This window comes from Pseudoalteromonas sp. MMG007 (genome assembly GCF_018100985.1).
In the GTDB taxonomy this organism is placed as follows: domain Bacteria; phylum Pseudomonadota; class Gammaproteobacteria; order Enterobacterales; family Alteromonadaceae; genus Pseudoalteromonas.
The window spans coordinates 1-17,528 of the sequence record NZ_JAGJEI010000015.1; the positions used below are offsets into that span (position 1 = coordinate 1).

Annotated in this window: 21 protein-coding genes; 2 read left to right on the forward strand and 19 right to left on the reverse strand. The window is 41.2% G+C overall.

The genetic code is table 11. The features are described 5' to 3' along the window. Nucleotides 1-411: 411 nt before the first annotated feature. The 18 genes from rplQ to J8L71_RS15385 form a co-directional block, all read right to left on the reverse strand. On the reverse strand, nt 412-813 hold the full coding sequence (rplQ, locus tag J8L71_RS15300) for a 50S ribosomal protein L17 (protein ID WP_058547890.1): 402 nt from the start codon (nt 811-813) through the stop codon (nt 412-414). A 39-nt stretch (nt 814-852) separates the two neighbouring features. Then, nucleotides 853-1,839: a DNA-directed RNA polymerase subunit alpha gene (gene rpoA / locus J8L71_RS15305; RefSeq protein WP_058547891.1), complete on the reverse strand. Its 987-nt coding sequence runs from the start codon at nt 1,837-1,839 to the stop codon at nt 853-855. Nucleotides 1,840-1,863: 24 nt separating this feature from the next. Beyond that, nucleotides 1,864-2,484, reverse strand: a complete 621-nt coding sequence (gene rpsD / locus J8L71_RS15310) for a 30S ribosomal protein S4 (protein ID WP_002959461.1) — start codon at nt 2,482-2,484, stop codon at nt 1,864-1,866. A gap of 21 nt (nt 2,485-2,505) precedes the next feature. Beyond that, nucleotides 2,506-2,892: a 30S ribosomal protein S11 gene (gene rpsK / locus J8L71_RS15315; RefSeq protein WP_002959471.1), complete on the reverse strand. Its 387-nt coding sequence runs from the start codon at nt 2,890-2,892 to the stop codon at nt 2,506-2,508. A gap of 12 nt (nt 2,893-2,904) precedes the next feature. After that, nucleotides 2,905-3,261 carry a 30S ribosomal protein S13 gene (gene rpsM, locus J8L71_RS15320; RefSeq protein WP_058547892.1) on the reverse strand — a complete coding sequence of 119 codons (357 nt, stop codon included), beginning with the start codon at nt 3,259-3,261 and terminating at the stop codon, nt 2,905-2,907. 125 nt (nt 3,262-3,386) lie between these two features. Beyond that, entirely contained in the window at nt 3,387-3,500 is a 114-nt protein-coding gene (rpmJ, locus tag J8L71_RS15325; RefSeq protein WP_002959476.1) for a 50S ribosomal protein L36, read from the reverse strand. Nucleotides 3,501-3,522: 22 nt separating this feature from the next. Continuing rightward, nucleotides 3,523-4,851 (reverse strand): preprotein translocase subunit SecY, encoded by a 1,329-nt coding sequence (gene secY / locus J8L71_RS15330; protein ID WP_211001297.1) that lies wholly within the window; start codon nt 4,849-4,851, stop codon nt 3,523-3,525. Between the two features lie 10 nt (nt 4,852-4,861). After that, nucleotides 4,862-5,296: a 50S ribosomal protein L15 gene (gene rplO / locus J8L71_RS15335; protein WP_002959480.1), complete on the reverse strand. Its 435-nt coding sequence runs from the start codon at nt 5,294-5,296 to the stop codon at nt 4,862-4,864. A 4-nt stretch (nt 5,297-5,300) separates the two neighbouring features. Further along, nucleotides 5,301-5,483, reverse strand: coding sequence for a 50S ribosomal protein L30 (rpmD, locus tag J8L71_RS15340; RefSeq protein ID WP_002959482.1), 183 nt, complete (start codon nt 5,481-5,483; stop codon nt 5,301-5,303). A 2-nt stretch (nt 5,484-5,485) separates the two neighbouring features. Continuing rightward, nucleotides 5,486-5,992 carry a 30S ribosomal protein S5 gene (gene rpsE, locus J8L71_RS15345; protein WP_002959485.1) on the reverse strand — a complete coding sequence of 169 codons (507 nt, stop codon included), beginning with the start codon at nt 5,990-5,992 and terminating at the stop codon, nt 5,486-5,488. 9 nt (nt 5,993-6,001) lie between these two features. Further along, on the reverse strand, nt 6,002-6,352 hold the full coding sequence (rplR, locus tag J8L71_RS15350; RefSeq protein ID WP_058547894.1) for a 50S ribosomal protein L18: 351 nt from the start codon (nt 6,350-6,352) through the stop codon (nt 6,002-6,004). Nucleotides 6,353-6,361: 9 nt separating this feature from the next. Next, a complete protein-coding gene (gene rplF, locus J8L71_RS15355) occupies nt 6,362-6,895 on the reverse strand; it encodes a 50S ribosomal protein L6 (protein WP_008115390.1) in 534 nt (177 codons plus the stop codon). A gap of 13 nt (nt 6,896-6,908) precedes the next feature. Further along, nucleotides 6,909-7,301 (reverse strand): 30S ribosomal protein S8, encoded by a 393-nt coding sequence (rpsH, locus tag J8L71_RS15360; protein WP_058547895.1) that lies wholly within the window; start codon nt 7,299-7,301, stop codon nt 6,909-6,911. Between the two features lie 21 nt (nt 7,302-7,322). Next, complete coding sequence (gene rpsN / locus J8L71_RS15365; protein ID WP_006794245.1) at nt 7,323-7,628, reverse strand: 30S ribosomal protein S14; 306 nt, start codon at nt 7,626-7,628, stop codon at nt 7,323-7,325. A gap of 10 nt (nt 7,629-7,638) precedes the next feature. Then, nucleotides 7,639-8,178 carry a 50S ribosomal protein L5 gene (gene rplE / locus J8L71_RS15370; protein WP_211001382.1) on the reverse strand — a complete coding sequence of 180 codons (540 nt, stop codon included), beginning with the start codon at nt 8,176-8,178 and terminating at the stop codon, nt 7,639-7,641. A gap of 16 nt (nt 8,179-8,194) precedes the next feature. Beyond that, nucleotides 8,195-8,509, reverse strand: coding sequence for a 50S ribosomal protein L24 (gene rplX, locus J8L71_RS15375; RefSeq protein WP_054206416.1), 315 nt, complete (start codon nt 8,507-8,509; stop codon nt 8,195-8,197). A gap of 10 nt (nt 8,510-8,519) precedes the next feature. After that, the gene (rplN, locus tag J8L71_RS15380; RefSeq protein WP_002959498.1) at nt 8,520-8,888 is read right to left on the reverse strand and encodes a 50S ribosomal protein L14; all 369 of its coding nucleotides are present in this window, start codon (nt 8,886-8,888) and stop codon (nt 8,520-8,522) included. A 267-nt stretch (nt 8,889-9,155) separates the two neighbouring features. Continuing rightward, nucleotides 9,156-11,126, reverse strand: a complete 1,971-nt coding sequence (locus tag J8L71_RS15385) for an AsmA family protein (protein WP_211001298.1) — start codon at nt 11,124-11,126, stop codon at nt 9,156-9,158. 309 nt (nt 11,127-11,435) lie between these two features. On the opposite strand from J8L71_RS15385, the gene J8L71_RS15390 reads away from it, so the two are divergent. Both J8L71_RS15390 and J8L71_RS15395 read left to right on the forward strand, forming a co-directional pair. Beyond that, complete coding sequence (locus J8L71_RS15390) at nt 11,436-12,599, forward strand: hypothetical protein (RefSeq protein WP_211001299.1); 1,164 nt, start codon at nt 11,436-11,438, stop codon at nt 12,597-12,599. 278 nt (nt 12,600-12,877) lie between these two features. Beyond that, a complete protein-coding gene (locus tag J8L71_RS15395) occupies nt 12,878-13,564 on the forward strand; it encodes a TorF family putative porin (protein WP_211001300.1) in 687 nt (228 codons plus the stop codon). Between the two features lie 385 nt (nt 13,565-13,949). On the opposite strand, the gene J8L71_RS15400 is transcribed toward J8L71_RS15395, so the two are convergent. Continuing rightward, the gene (locus J8L71_RS15400; protein ID WP_211001301.1) at nt 13,950-17,528 is read right to left on the reverse strand and encodes a M1 family aminopeptidase; all 3,579 of its coding nucleotides are present in this window, start codon (nt 17,526-17,528) and stop codon (nt 13,950-13,952) included.

Here is a 17,528-nt window from a genome sequence, read left to right on the forward strand (position 1 = left end):
CGCTCAAAAACACAACTAAAAATAAGCTTTATTTATCTAATAACGCTATTTAACCTGAATTCATGATGATAAATCTATTCCAAGTTCCTATCTAAAGATGACTATTTTAAAAAACCTCATTAGATTATGAATCTATTTGGTTACCTAAATGCTAACGTCGACGTCTATGCAATAACACTGTCCATTTTCACTGAACCATCTAGGAACTAGAGGATTAGAAGTAGATAAGTAGATATATAGGTAAATAGGTAAATAGGTAAATAGGTAAATAGGTAAATAGGTAAATAGGTAAATAGGTAAATAGGTAAATAGGTAAATAGGTAAATATAATAATTTCAGGAATGATGTTTGTAAATTTCAGGCATTAAAAAGCCGAGCATAAGCTCGGCTTTTTGGTGTCTCTTTAAAGACTTACTCTGCAGACTGCGCGTCTTCTTGAACTTCTTCGTTTGTCGCTGGGCGACCTACTAGTTCAATATAAGCCATTGGTGCATTATCACCAGCACGGAAGCCACACTTAAGAATACGAGTGTAACCACCTGGACGATCCGCATTACGAGGACCGATTTCGCTGAACAATTTACCAACTACTTCATTATCACGCGTGCGAGCAAACGCTAAACGGCGATTTGCTACACTGTCAGTCTTAGCCAGTGTGATTAAAGGTTCAATTACACGGCGTAACTCTTTCGCTTTAGGCAAAGTAGTTTTGATGATTTCGTGTTTCACCAAAGAACTTGCCATATTGCTGAACATCGCTTTACGATGGCTACTGTTACGGTTTAATTGACGACCACTCTTACGATGGCGCATGACCCTATCCTTCTAACTAAACTAATATAGTGATTTAGATTATTCAGCTAGGCTTGCAGGCGGCCAATTTTCTAGGCGCATGCCTAGAGAAAGACCACGTGAAGCTAGCACGTCTTTTATTTCAGTTAGAGACTTCTTACCTAGATTAGGCGTTTTAAGAAGCTCAACTTCAGTGCGCTGAACTAAATCACCGATATATTGAATTTGCTCGGCTTTCAAACAGTTTGCTGAACGTACTGTTAGTTCAAGATCATCAACTGGACGAAGTAGAATAGGATCGAATTCTGGCTTCTCTTCTTTCTCTTCTGGCTCAGTTACATCACGTAAATCTACGAATGCATCTAATTGCTCAGCTAAGATAGTAGACGCACGGCGGATCGCTTCTTCAGGATCTAAGGTGCCGTTTGTTTCCATATCAATGATTAACTTGTCTAAGTCTGTACGTTGCTCAACACGGGCTGATTCAACCGAGTACGCAATACGTTCAACTGGGCTGAATGATGCATCAAGCAACAACCTACCAATTGGACGCTCATCGTCATCAGAGGATAAACGACTAGATGCCGGCACATAACCACGACCACGTTCAACACGAATACGCATGCTGATCTCGCTGTTATTTGTCGTTAAATGACAAATAACGTGATCTGGATTAGCAATTGTTACATCGCCATCGTGCTGAATATCAGCCGCAGTCACAGGGCCTACACCAGATTTAGTCAGGGTCAGAAAAACTTCATCTTTGCCTTCTAACGTTACTGCTAAACCTTTAAGGTTTAATAGTATTTCAATGATGTCTTCTTGTACGCCTTCTTTCGCGCTGTACTCATGCAATACACCGTCGATTTCAACTTCAGTTACTGCACATCCAGGCATAGATGATAACAGTATACGGCGTAAGGCATTACCCAGAGTATGACCGAAGCCACGCTCTAGTGGTTCTAAAACTACTTTAGAACGCGTTGGGTTGATAGCGTCGATGTCGACTAACCTTGGTTTTAGAAATTCTGTAACAGAACCCTGCATTTTATCCTCTCTTAACTCTTAACTTTACTTAGAGTAAAGTTCGACGATTAGTTGTTCATTAATGTCCGCAGACAGATCTGAACGCTCAGGTAGACGCTTAAAGCTGCCTTCCAATTTCTTACCGTCAACTTCAACCCAAGTCGGCTTTTCACGTTGCTCAGCCAACTCTAGAGCAGCGATGATACGTGCTTGTGTTTTAGACTTCTCACGGATTACTACAGTATCTTCTGGAGTAATTACGTATGAAGGAATATTCACAACACGACCATTAACTAGAATCGCTTTGTGGCTTACTAACTGACGTGCTTCTGCACGTGTGCTAGCAAAACCCATGCGATATACAACATTGTCTAAACGTTGCTCTAAAAGCTGTAACAAGTTTTCACCTGTATTACCTTTAAGGCGAGCAGCTTCTTTGTAGTAGTTACGGAATTGCTTTTCTAATACACCGTAGATACGACGTACTTTTTGCTTTTCACGTAATTGTAAACCGTAATCAGATAAGCGACCTTTACGAGCGCCGTGCTGACCAGGTGCAGTCTCAAGTTTACACTTAGAGTCGATAGCTCTTACGCCGCTCTTAAGGAACAGGTCAGTACCTTCACGACGACTCAGCTTGAGCTTAGGGCCCAAATATCTTGCCATGTTATTTCTCCTAACCTATTGTTAAACGCGACGTTTCTTCGGTGGACGACAACCATTATGTGGTATTGGCGTCACGTCAGTAATGTTGGTAATACGGTAACCAGCAGCATTCAAAGCACGTACAGCAGATTCACGACCTGGACCTGGACCTTTGATGAAAACTTCTAGATTTTTTAAACCGTATTCTTGAGCAGCAGTACCTGCACGCTCTGCAGCAACCTGAGCAGCAAATGGTGTAGATTTACGTGAACCACGGAAACCTGAACCACCGGCAGTAGCCCATGATAGTGCATTACCTTGACGGTCGGTAATCGTTACAATAGTGTTGTTGAAAGACGCATGAACATGAGCCATACCATCAGCAACTTGCTTTTTAACCTTTTTACGACGAATTGGTGTCTTAGCCATAATACTATCCCCTTATCGCTTAATAGGCTTACGAGGACCCTTACGGGTACGCGCGTTAGTCTTTGTTCTTTGACCACGAAGTGGTAAAGAGCGACGGTGACGTAGGCCACGGAAACAACCAAGGTCCATAAGGCGCTTGATATTTAGAGTAACTTCACGACGAAGGTCACCTTCTACAGTGTACTTGCCAACTGCATCACGCAGTACGTCAAGAATTTCGTCTGAAAGTTCACCGATTTTTGTGGTTTCGGCGATACCAGTCGCTTCTAAGATAGCCTTAGAGCGAGTCTTACCTATGCCATAAATAGCTGTTAAACCAATAACTGCATGTTTATGATCAGGGACGTTAATGCCAGCGATACGGGCCACTAACACATCTCCTATATTTGAATTTGGTAATCATAAGTTTGAAAAGCCCGTAAGGATACTCAAACGAAGACCAAATCACAACTAAAAACACAGGCCGAGAAATCTCAGCCTGCACGACTGTTTACTTAGCCTTGCCTTTGCTTATGCTTAGGCTCACTGCAAATTACGCGTACTACACCAGCACGTTTAATAACTTTACAGTTACGGCATATTTTCTTAACGGAAGCACGTACTTTCATTGCTCAACTCCGTAAACTGACCTTATCGACCGTAGCCTTTAAGGTTCGCTTTTTTCAGCACAGAATCATACTGATGAGACATCAGGTGAGTCTGTACTTGTGCCATAAAGTCCATGATTACTACAACGATAATCAAAATTGATGTACCGCCGAAATAGAATGGCGTTTGCCATGCCATAGTCATGAATTCGGGCACCAGACAGATAAAGGTTATATACAAAGCACCTGCCAATGTCAGGCGTGTCATCACTTTATCAATGTATTTAGATGTCTGCTCACCTGGACGAATACCTGGGATAAATGCGCCAGATTTCTTCAGGTTATCTGCTGTTTCACGAGGGTTAAACACCAACGCTGTATAGAAAAAGCAGAAGAAGATTATAGCCGCAGCTAGTACAAGTGAATACAACGGCTGACCTGGGGTCAACGTAGTTGCAACTGCTTGTAATACATCAGCGACCGGACCTTCACCCTGGCCGAACCAGCTGGCAATAGTACCAGGGAACAGAATTATACTGCTAGCGAAGATTGGTGGAATAACACCCGCCATGTTTACTTTTAGTGGTAAATGCGTGCTTTGAGCAGCAAATACTTGACGACCTTGTTGGCGTTTAGCGTAGTTAACAACGATACGACGTTGCCCACGTTCGAAAAACACTACAAGATAAGTAACAGCGAATACTATAACCGCAACCATCAACAGTACAAAAACATTCAAATCACCTTGGCGCGCCATTTCGGCTGTCGAACCAATAGCAGACGGCAGGTTAGCTACAATACCAACAAATATTAGAACTGAAATACCGTTACCGATACCGCGTTCTGTTATTTGTTCGCCCAACCACATAAGGAACATGGTACCTGTCACTAAACTCACCACTGCGGTGAAATAGAAACCGAGACCCGGGTTAACAACTAACCCGTCCATCATGCCCGGTAAGCTAGTAGCAATACCGATTGATTGGATAGTAGCAAGCACAAGCGTGCCGTAGCGTGTGTACTGGCTAATTTTTTTACGCCCTTGCTCACCTTCTTTCTTAAGCTCTATAAACGGAGGATACATATGCGTTAATAGTTGCGTAATAATCGAAGCCGAGATATACGGCATAATACCCAGTGCTAACACTGAAGCTCGCTCAAGCGCACCACCGCTAAACATGTTGAACATCTCAACAATGGTGCCCTTTTGTTGCTCGAAGAAATCGGCAAGTACAGCGGCGTCAATCCCAGGGATTGGCACAAATGAACCTAGACGGTAAATAATGATAGCACCTAAAACGAATAGTAATCGACGCTTCAATTCCGAAAGTCCACTTTGTGCACTTTGTGTATCTTGACCTGGTTTAGCCATTAGTACTTCCTTAGTCTTCTACCTTGCCTCCGGCAGCTTCAATAGCTTCGCGAGCACCTTTAGAGGCTTTAAGGCCTTTAACGGTAACAGCGCGTGAAACTTCGCCAGATTTAACAACTTTAACGAACAGAACGTTCTTTTTAACTAGACCAGCTGCTTGTAACGCGCTTAGGTCTACCACATCGCCTTCAACTTTAGCGATTTCAAAAAGGTTTATTTCTGCAGATACTAAAGATTTGCGAGAAGTGAAACCAAATTTAGGTAGACGACGTTGCATAGGCATTTGACCGCCCTCAAAACCAACGCGTACTTTACCGCCAGAACGTGATTTTTGACCTTTGTGACCACGGCCACCAGTCTTACCAAGACCAGAACCGATACCACGACCAACACGTTTTGGAGCAGTTTTAGAACCTGCAGCAGGTGAAAGTGTATTCAAATGCATCGAATTAACCCTCTACCTTAACCATGTAAGAAACCTTGTTTATCATACCACGCACACATGCTGTGTCTTCTAACTCAACAGTGTGATTGATACGACGTAAACCAAGACCGCGTAATGTAGCTTTATGTTTCGGTAAACGACCGATAGAGCTTTTTACTTGTGTTACTTTTACAGTTTGATTTGCCATGGTTACCCCAGAATTTCGTCTACACGTAAGCCACGTTTTGCAGCGATTGACTGTGGAGAATTCATATTCTCAAGAGCCGAAATCGTTGCACGTACTACGTTGATTGGGTTAGTAGAACCGTAACATTTAGAAAGTACGTTCTGCACACCAGTAACTTCTAGTACTGCACGCATAGCACCACCTGCGATGATACCAGTACCTTCAGATGCTGGTTTCATGAACACTAGTGAGCCAGCATGACGTCCCTTAACAGGATGCTGTAATGTGTTGCCATTTAGGTCTACGTTGATCATGTTACGACGTGCTTTTTCCATTGCTTTTTGAATAGCAGCTGGAACTTCACGTGCTTTACCATAACCGAAACCTACTTTACCTGCGCCATCACCAACTACAGTTAGTGCAGTAAAGCTAAAGATACGACCACCTTTAACTACTTTAGACACACGGTTCACCGCGATTAGCTTTTCAGCTAGATCAGGCTGTTGTTGCTTTGCTTCTACGTTAGCCATAGTCTACTCCTAGAATTGCAAACCGGCTTCACGCGCAGCATCAGCTAGCGCCTTCACACGGCCGTGATATTTAAAGCCACTGCGATCAAAAGCAATCTTTTCGATGCCTTTGTCAGCCGCACGTTCAGCAACCGCTTTGCCAACTGCTTGCGCAGCTTCAACGTTACCGGTGCCTTTAACTGTTTCGCTAATAGCTTTCTCAACAGTAGAAGCAGCAGCCAGTACATTACCCTCAGCAGTAACTACTTGAGCATAAATGTGACGTGGCGTGCGGTGGATAACAAGACGCGTTGTGCCTTGTTCAATATAATTTCTACGAGTGCGTTTAGCACGACGTAGACGAGCTGTTTTTTTATCCATCGTCTTACCTTACTTCTTCTTAGCCTCTTTACGGCGTACATTCTCATCTGAATAACGAACACCTTTACCTTTATAAGGCTCAGGTTTACGGTATGCACGAATGTTAGCAGCTGTTTGACCAACTAACTGCTTATCTACGCCCTTAACTAGAACTTCTGTTTGGCTTGGAGTTTCAATCGTAATTCCTTCTGGAACTGCGAAATTAACTGGGTGCGAGAAACCAAGTGTTAAGTCTAAAACTTTACCCTTAGCTGCTGCACGGTAACCAACGCCTACTAACTGAAGTTTCTTCTCGTAACCTTCATGCGTACCAACAACCATGTTGTTGATTAGAGCGCGAGCAGTACCTGCTTGAGCCCATGCATTAGCTACGCCTTCACGAGGTAAAGTTGTAATAACGTTGTCGTTAACTTGTACTTCAACAGCGTTGTTGATAGTACGAGTAAGTTCACCGTTTTTGCCTTTAACTGTGATTTCCTGGCCTTTTAATGTAACTTCTACACCGGCAGGAACATTAATTGGTGCCTTTGCTATGCGAGACATAGTTCCCCTCCGATTAAGCTACAAAACCAATGATTTCACCACCAACACCAGCACTGCGTGCTGCGCGGTCTGTCATTAGGCCTTTAGAAGTTGATACGATAGCGATACCAAGACCACCCATTACCTTAGGTAATTGGTCACGTTTCTTATAGATACGTAAACCAGGGCGACTTACACGCTGGATATTTTCAATTACAGCTTTGCCTTCGAAGTACTTTAACTCGATTGAAAGCTCAGGTTTCGCTTCGCTGTTAACAGCGTAATCTGCGATATAACCTTCGTCTTTTAGTACTTTAGCTAATGCTACTTTCAGCTTTGAAGTTGGCATCGTTACAGATACTTTCTTCGCTGATTGACCATTACGGATACGTGTAAACAAATCCGCGATAGGATCTTGCAAGCTCATAGTCTTACTCCCATGATTCTATTACCAGCTAGCCTTTTTAAGGCCAGGAATTTCACCGCGCATAGCTGCTTCGCGAACTTTAATACGGCTCATGCCGAATTTGCGAAGGAAACCATGTGGGCGGCCCGTAATGTTACAACGATTACGTTGACGTGCAGGGCTAGAATCACGAGGTAAAGCTTGTAGCTTAAGTACCGCGTCCCAACGATCATCTTCAGATGTATTAACATCACTGATGATAGCTTTTAGTGCTGCACGCTTTTCAGCATACTGAGCAACTAGTTTTGTGCGCTTTGCTTCGCGCGCTTTCATAGAATTCTTTGCCATAACCCTACCCTTATTTCTTAAATGGGAAGTTAAACGCTTCTAACAACGCACGGCCTTCCTCATCAGATTTCGCAGAAGTAGTGATAGTAATATCCATACCGCGTACACGGTCTACTTTATCGTAATCGATTTCTGGGAAGATGATTTGTTCACGTACGCCCATGCTGTAGTTACCACGTCCATCAAAAGACTTAGCACTTACGCCACGGAAGTCACGAATACGTGGGATAGCGATTGATACCAAACGCTCAAAAAAGTCCCACATACGCTCGCCGCGTAGGGTTACTTTACAACCAATTGGGTAACCTTCACGCACTTTGAAGCCAGCAACAGATTTGCGTGCTTTAGTGATTAGAGGTTTCTGACCAGAGATTGCTGTTAGATCCGCTACTGCGTTATCTAAAATCTTCTTGTCAGCTAGGGCTTCGCCCACGCCCATATTCAATGTGATCTTTTCGATCTGAGGGACTTGCATGACAGAGCTGAAACCAAACTTCTCTTGAAGTTCAGAAACTACTTTGTCTTTATATACTTCATGCAGTTTCGCCATCATTCTACTCCAACTATTAGATAGTTTTACCAGTAGATTTAAAGATACGTAATTTCTTACCATCTTCAATCTTGAAACCTACACGATCCGCTTTACCCGTTTCCGAGTTGAAGATCGCAACGTTTGATGCGTCCATTGACGCTTCTTTCTCAACAATGCCGCCAGCTTGGTTCAATTGTGGAACCGGCTTTTGGTGTTTCTTGATCAAGTTTATGCCTTCGACAAAGATTCGACCAGATTCAGTAACAACTGAAAGCACTTTTCCGCGCTTACCTTTGTCTTTACCTGCTAGTACGATTACTTCGTCATCACGACGTATTTTTGCTGCCATGATTGGCTCCTTACAGTACTTCTGGGGCTAGTGAAACGATTTTCATGAACTTATCATTACGAAGTTCACGAGTCACAGGGCCGAAAATACGTGTACCAATTGGCTGCAAGTTATCATTTAAGATAACAGCCGCGTTGCTGTCGAAACGGATCAGAGAACCATCTGGACGGCGAACACCTTTTCTGGTACGCACAACTACCGCGTTTTTAACATCACCTTTCTTCACTTTACCGCGAGGAATAGCTTCTTTTACAGAAACTTTAATGATGTCGCCAATCGCTGCGTAGCGACGGTGTGAACCACCAAGGACTTTTATACACTGCACTTTGCGAGCGCCGCTGTTATCAGCAACTTCCAGCTGAGTTTGCATTTGGATCATGTTAATGACCTCCGGTGTAGTAATTACAACGTGCCTAAAATTTGTTTAAAAATCAGACATTTCGATTAAATCCCATTCAAAAACAAACGAGTTGTCTCTTAAGGGCGGGCAATTGTACCAGCATTGAGGGGGTAACGATAGGTTATTTTTTAATTAATTTAACCTAGATAGGAATTAAAATTGAGTAATTACGGCTATGTAGCTATTTTACAGGTGGTTACAAAACAAACAAGGCGCTAAATGCGCCTTATTTGTTATTTACGTTTTTTAACCGAACAAACCTTTTAGTTTATCTTTCACTTTATCTTTGGCTTTTTCTTTTGCATCTTCTTTGGCGTCATCTAGCTTCTGTTTTGCTTCATCTTTAAGCGCATTACTCACGTCTAATTTAATACCCACATCGTGGAATGGGCCTTTTATACGTAGAGGTATTTTAAAGCCAGTACTATCATCAGTAGTCCCTTGCCCTTCAATAGAATCAACAATCCCTGTAACTAAGCGGTAATCTATATTTGTTTTTGGTAAATCTACGTCGCCTTCACCAGAAATACGAATTAGTGGGCTAATTAGTGAAAGATCAGTATTGTTTCCCACACCATTAGTAAAATTAAAGCTACCTGAAAGCGCAGAGAAATCAGTTTGCTCTGATTCTTCAAAACCTGTGTCTAGCCCTTCACTTACCGCACCAAGATTACCAGTAATAAGCTCCTTACCTTTACGAACCATTTCAGCTACGTTTGCACCTTTTACAGCCCCATCAGCAAATTCAAAACCTAATTTACCGTTCAATGCATCAATAAACGATTTTTGACTTTGACCCGTGGTCGTCAAGTCCCAATTTAATGAACCTTTACCCATTAACTTATCGAATCCAGCGGCATCAGTTAATAATGGTTGTGCATCTATGCCTGACAAATCAAAATTAGTGGTTATTTTATAAGGTGTGTTTTGGGCGTTAATGTTAATGACCCCTTTACCAGTGCCCTCATATGCAGAAAAGCTATCAAGGCTTAATTTAGCCACGCTGCTTTTTAGTACCACTGTAAATTGGTTTGCACCAAGCTCAATATCATTCGCTTTTAAACCGCTTGAACGAATAACTACATTGGCATCTAGTGCATTTAACGCACTTAAATCAATTTTAGTGTCATCCCAAACAATAGGCTGTGCTTCACTAGGTTCTGCACTCTGTTGCTCTTCCTGCTTCGCTACTGTCTCTGGTAGGTATGGATTTAAATCGAGCATCCCTAAGTCAATATCAGCATTAACAGCTAAGCGGCTTCCTAAGTTAAGCTCACTTTTTCCTTTTATCTCTAGCTCATCTAATGTAGCGATTAGCTCTTCAAGGTTAAATGTCTCACCCGCAAGTTGCATTTTACCGTTAACACTAAAGGCATTAAACGCGTTTTGTTTAGCGTTTAAGTCTACGCCCTGCCATGCTGCAAGCTCTTTGACTGAGTCACCGCTGAGTGCCAACTCACCTTTTATATCTTTTCCTTGGTGAGCAATGCTGCCATTAAACGTTAAATCGACTAAACGAGAGTCGAGGCTTTGCGTAACATCAAATGTAGCGCCTTCTATCGCTTTTGCAGGTGTATCTAGTGTTATATCAAGCTCAAAACGCTCTTGCATATAAGTGATACCACCCTTTACTTCTAATGCTTTACGAAGAGAAGGAAGTAAAATAGCCAGCTCTAAATCACTAATTTGCTGCTTAGCGCCAGTTTGCCCATCTAGGTAAGTAAACGTACCGCCATAAATAGCTACCTCACCTAGCTCTATATCAAAGTTCTCTGGTAGTTTAACAGCCTCACCTGATTGACTTTGCTCTGTGGGCTGCTCTGCTACAGCATCAAATAATTGCCAATTAGCTTTACCGTTTTTATCGGTTTCTAATAAAATATTGGGTTCATTAATTACAAATTTATCAAGCTTAAACTCACCACCAAATAACGACATCCAAGGTATATGAACTGCTAGCTGCTGCATGCTTGCCATGTCATCTCGCGAACCAGACTTCATGTTCGCAAAGTGCACGTCGTTAAGTTCTAACTTTAACGCAGGAAATACGCTAAGCGTTTTATCGCCATTTATAGTAAGTGTGCGGCCAGTTGTGCTTTCAACCTGCTGCGAAACTTTGTTAAAAATGGTATCAGTAGGAATTAAAAATGGCGCGGCAATAATTAATGCAATACAAAGTAGGAGTATTACACCAACAATTTTAAATAAGGTCTTCATGATCATCCTTTCAAACGTGCAAATAATGTTCTTATCATAGCGAGTGTTAGCTTTAAAATCATTGTAGTTATAATAAAAAAGCGTTTTATTGCAATTTATTTACCTAAAAATGAATTTGTGCTGAAAAACGACTTAACTGACACATACAATTTTAAAAAAACGTAAGTTAATATCTATCGTACTTATTGAAGTTCTTCAACATTGCATACATTAATTTCTTAGGTATGATGCACGCCCCTGTTGCTATTGGTGTATTTACGCTAAAATGAAGCAGCTAAAAAATGTATCTAATCGGAGAGTCTTCAAAGCATGAAAAAACTGCTAATTTCACCGTCAAAAATGGCGCTAGGCGAGCAAGAAAGTCAAATTTACCAAAATATTTTGAAGCAAGCTTCAGAACTTAGCCTAAACCTAATGGCCGTGAAAGTAGAAAACCACCCAGAAGATTTTTTAGGTTGGTGCTACGAGTTACTGAGCGCAAGTAAAGATCGTATTAATTACGACTTGCTTGAAACGCCACAGCTTCCCATTTTAAAAAAGTTACACGATCAACTCATATCAGCAATTAGCTTTTTACAAGTTAAAACTTTACGCGTTGCGCCTTGGCCAGTAGTAAGTATGTTTGTAGAGCAACATAAAGAGCTTATTGCTCTTGAAGAACAGCTTCGTTTAACGAATTACATAAGCAGTATTCGCCAGCAATCACTAAAGGAAATGCTCCCTGAAGATTTACTTACCTTTAGTGGTAAGCATACATCTGCCCTAGACCCAAGCACGTATAATTTTGACGTTGAATGGTTTGCTTCAACTAAAAGCGCTAAAGGTTTTCACCAAATGCTAGCAGACTTACCTGGTGCATTTGATGATGCGCTAAGTCATATCCCTCTTGAAGGCGATGTAGAGCAAAATGACTACCAACAATTCGTTGTAGCTTACTTAAATGCATTTAACGCCACAGATGAAAAACCAACATTAGCGCCAGCAACTCGCTTGTTAGCTATGCGTCGCCCTGATGTATTTACCCCAATTAGTAATAGCCGACTAGATGCCCTATGTGGCGCACTTGGTATTACTAAACTAAATAATCGTGATTTTGAACGTTACTGGCAAGATATTGTGCAAAGCATACACGCTATGTCGTGGTTTAAAATGGCGAGTGGCTCAAATGAATTAGAAACTCAACTTGTGGGTATTAAAGCACTACTACCCTGCTTTTTTTACTACGCAGATAAAAGCACAGCCGATAACTCTAACTACATAAAGTTACTGAGCAAGCCTAAGCGTAGTACGTCCACTACTGGAAAGACGCAGCGTAGAGGCAAGGAATCGGCAGAGATTTTAGTAGATCGCGCCCTTGCCGCCGATGATATCCCGGAGCATATCCGCACTAAGCGTGATTCAATTATTAGCGAAGTACAAAAAGGTCGCGGTGTAAACGAAACAATTAGCCTTATGCGCACTATATTTGGCTAAAAACTTCTAACCTAACTGTATTTATCTGGTGCAGTTAGGTTAATTTATGCACCAGCAGTGTGCGCAATACTTCCTTCCTCATAATACTACGCTTTAATAGAAAACCTTCAAGCATCTGTTTTATATCAATAAAAAACCATTTTAAAGATAATTTAATTGAGCTGGCACATACAGTGCAAATATACCGTTAGTTAAACAATAAAAAGCCGCCAGCCAAAAGGGTTGCGAATACATAATAAAAACCTTGGCGAGCAAAAATCATATAACGGGAAATGGACATGTTAAAACTAAAAAAAACCATCGCTATTAGCGCAATAGCATTAATGGGTGCAACTTCTTTAACGTCAACGGCTGTACATGCTGAAGTAACAGCAAACGCTGCGGCAACATCTAACTATTTATGGCGTGGACAAGAGCAAACTGGGGGAGATGCTGCTGTTTCTGGTGGTATTGATTACGCAGATGAGTCTGGCTTTTATGCTGGTACTTGGGTATCAAATGCTTCATGGGCCGACGAAATGACTTATGAGCTAGACCTATACGCTGGCTTTGGTGGCGATATTAATGAAACAGTTAGCTATGATGTAGGTTACATTTACTACGCATACCCAGATGCAGCGTCTGAAGCAGATGCTGATTTCTCTGAAATTTACGGTAGCATTAGTGTAGAAGGTTTTACTTTTGGTGCAGCAGTACTTGCTACTTCAGCTGCTGACGGTGATGGCACTGACTTTGGTGATTCATTATACCTAAATGCTGATTACAGCTTTGCTGTTGGCAGCAATGGTACGGAAATGGCACTTCATTTAGGTCATTACTCTGGTGACTTTATTGGCGATGATAATATTATTGATTACGGTATCTCTGTATCAAAAGATGGTTTTACTTTTGGCGTATCTGACACCGACATGGACGAATCAGATGTTAAAGTTTACGTAGCATATGCAGTAGACTTTACGCTATAGAAAAGAATGTGTTACTTGCTGCAACACGAAGGGCCTTTTGGCCCTTTTCTCGTTTTTAGAACAGCTTAAATACCCATAACGCCCTCTAAGGTTAGCAACTAATACGCTCGACCATACGCCTCGGTTAATCAATCACTATCTCCCTGAGGTTAAATCATTTACCTGTTATACCAACTCGCTTAAGTGACTAATCTATTTTGGGTGAGAGAAACGCGGCGGAACCTAAACAAAAATTCACTATTTAGTTTTTCTAAACCAGAGGTTTTAACGCAGCTAGCTGCCACGTTTAGCCCTGAAGTAATTAAGTATTATTGAGGGTTAATGCTATACACATTAGCTAAAAAAAGGCCGCACTAAATGCGGCCTTTAAGTTAATAGCTAATATTTAAAACTTAGCTAGGTTGTTTTTACTGTCTTTATCTACAAGCTTAATGTACGGGTCTACCCCTGCAAACATCGGCTTTTCTTTTACTTTTAGCTCAATAGTATTGGTACCAGATACTATTTGATGCTTTTGCGAGTAAATAACAAAGTCTTCAGCGAGTAGGTTTTCAGGGTCATCGCTAAACAATGCAATATCAATTAGCTCATCGAGTGGTTGCTCGGTTTCTTCACCTTGTCCATCGGCATGCTGCTTTGTTGCTTCAACGTTCAGTGTTACTGTATAAAAACCTTCGCTATCAACATCATCTGTAACCGAGATTTCTTTCATTTCAAGCTCATAAAGCGTTATATATTTAAACTGATCGTCAATAAAGCGTTGTTCAGCTTGTGTTGCATCTCGCTTTAAGTAACTAAGTAAATCAAGTGTGGTTGGGTATGGCATTGATTGGTATTTAAACTCATTCAAAAACGCTTTAAGTGCGGCATTTAAGCGTTTTTCACCTAAGCGGTCATACAAAGCCATCATTGCAACTGAGCCTTTATTGTAATGAAGATATTGTTGCGACTGTGTTTTATACAGCGGCATTTCTTCAAAGGCTTCGCCAGTACGGCCCATTAAGTATTTATCTAACTCGTACTTTAAGAATTTACGAAGCTTCTCGGCGCCAAAGCGTTTTTTTAGCACCATAAGCGCACTGTATTGGGAAAGTGTTTCAGAAATAACGGCACTGCCCTCTACATTAGCCCCCGATACTTGATGCCCCCACCATTGGTGTGCAACTTCATGTGCGGTTACATAGTAAGGTAAGTCAACTTTACTCTCATCTCTTAGGTCTGTAATAAAGCCAATACTTTCTGAGTAAGGCACCGTATTGGCAAAACTTTGCGCAAATGAGCGATACTTAGGAAACTCAATTATACGAAGCTGCTTATGCTGATATGGCCCAAAGGCTTGAGTGTAGTAATTTATTGAGTCTTGTACTGACTCAATCATACGGTCAACATTCCATGCATGATCTTTGTGGTAGTACACCTCAATGTTTACACCGTTGTGCTCCACCTTTTTACTTTCAAGCTCTGCCGAAAGCACAGAATAAAAGTTTATAATTGGTGCATCCATTTCATAAACAAAAGTACGGCGCCCGTCTTTTACACTCTCACTTTTTAAGTAACCAGGTGTAATAGCAAACTGCGATTCATCGGTGGTTACCGTTGCCTTGTAGTTTATAAACCCATTAGCAGGACCAAACTCATTTTGCGTATAAAAACGACTGTCTTCTAGTTTATGTGCGCGCTCAAGTTCGGGTAAGTCGTGCTTACGGCGCTCATACTTATCGGCAATTTGAAAATACTTTTGATAACCAAAACGCGGTAGTAATTCTCTATTATTTATAAAAGTACCGTTGTGCACGAGTTGAGTATCAGATCCTCTATCAACAAAACCGTCGTGTTCACGAGAAACAGAAAGCTCACCTTCGCGTACTTCATTCGGCATTAGCGGTTGTTCAAACTCAAACCATACCATGCCAAAATCGGTTAAACGCTCAACTATTTTTCCGCCCGCCATTTTTACATCCCAGCTTTTAGATTGGCTAGGCTCGATAATTAACACACGGGTTATTGGCTCGTTTGCGGTATTGGTAAACTTAATTTTAGCCACGGCATTTAAAGCACGTTTTTTAGGATAAATATCAATGTGTAAATCAACATCAGTTATTATAGGCAGCGGTAAATCTTTGTATTGTGAGAACTCTTGCTCATACCTTACTTGTAGCGCTTTGTTATCATCACTTGTTACAAACTCATTGATTACACGGGTGTTGTAATAAATGTTATAACCCGCGCCCACAAATACCAATAAACTTATAACGGCTGTAACCTGGCCTTTTAAAGACATGTTGTAACGCACTAAAGATAAACGCGTACGCAATGTTTGCGATGGACCGCGATGCCATAAAGCAAACCCTACAATAGCTAAAAACACACTCAATGCACCCCAATATAGGGTATACCAATGCGCGCCTTGTAAAAAATGCCCGTAACCGTTTATGTCTGAATACGGTACGCTACTGCTTTGTGAAAAATGATACATATGATGCTCAAACCCGTAAGCACCCATTACCATTTGAGCAATGTAATACAGAATAAACAAACCCATACCTATGTATTTATTAGGGCTAATTATTTGTAAAAAGAACGCCAATATAGCCATCATAATTAAAGGCAGTAATGTAAGGTAGCCCAATCTAAATAAGTACTGGCCAAGCTCTAGGTTAAATTGCCCCTTAAATAGTTGCACTGCAATGGTAAACATCATGCCTACTAAATAAAGGCCACAAACTGCAGTGATTAGCGCAATAATTTTAGATACCCAAAACACACTGTTATGCACTGGGTAGCTGTCAACAATATCGCCCATACCACTGTGGCGTTCTCGCCAAACCAGCTCTGCGCTGTAATAAGCAATAATAATAAACATAAATATAGCGGAGGCGTTTTGAATAATGCCCACCATGTTTTGTGTGAGCGGCCAATCTGTTGTGCCATATGCGCCAATAGGCGCAAAAAGTGGTGCGAGTAACGTAATAATACTGACACCCGCTAAAATCATAAAAGGAGCACTTAATATAACCTGCTTAAGCTCAAATAAGCTGCGCATTACTAATTGCGATTGCGTATTGACCCCTTTTGACTTGTAATTTTTAGCGCTGCTAATAAGTGCTGCTTGTTTATTTTTTACAAACGTAGAAACAGCAAATTGCTTTTTCTGTTTTTTAGTGACTACGCGGTTACCTAACTTTCCAAGGCCAAAAAACATCGCTAAACTTATTGCTACCCATAAAATACGGTTAATTAAAAAATCGCCCGAGAGCGTTAACACTTCAGTATTTTTATCACTTACAGTCCAGTAACGGGTTAAGTCAATTAATGAACCAGTGCCAAATGGGTCTGCGTAAACAACAATATTTCTAAACGCTAAATCGTCAAAATAGATACTCGCCAATTGGTAACTTATATAGATCACCACGGCCGTTACATATACCGCCATTATGGTTTTAAAATAAACCGCCACACTATTAAAAATAGCACTGAGCACCAATAAGCTTGGCACCGCTAAATATAAGAAAGGCGCAGCGTAATATATAAACTTATTAGGGCCAACTAGCTCACTATCAAGCCAACCAACCAACAAACCAAATTGAGTTCCCAAAAACACGCCTAATGGCACCGTTAAAAAAACAACGAGCACAACCAAGTAAGCACCAAAAAAACGTCCTGATTGATAAGCAAGCGGGTTAACGGGCTTACTAAACACCAGCTCATCCATTTTGGTCTCACTATTGCGAATCGCTGAGCTTGCAACAAAGTTAACCACTAAAAACATAGCAAGCGTACAAAAGATAACCGTTAAAAGCATAATGGTATAAGGCGAGTTCATATGAACATTAGCCCCACCTAGCGGAAACTTACTACTGGAGCTTATAAAAAACGCCATAAAAAAGAAGATTAATGAAGTCACATAAAATGAAGGCTGGCGCACAAAATAGCGCAGCTCAAACGCGAGCATATTAAAAAACAT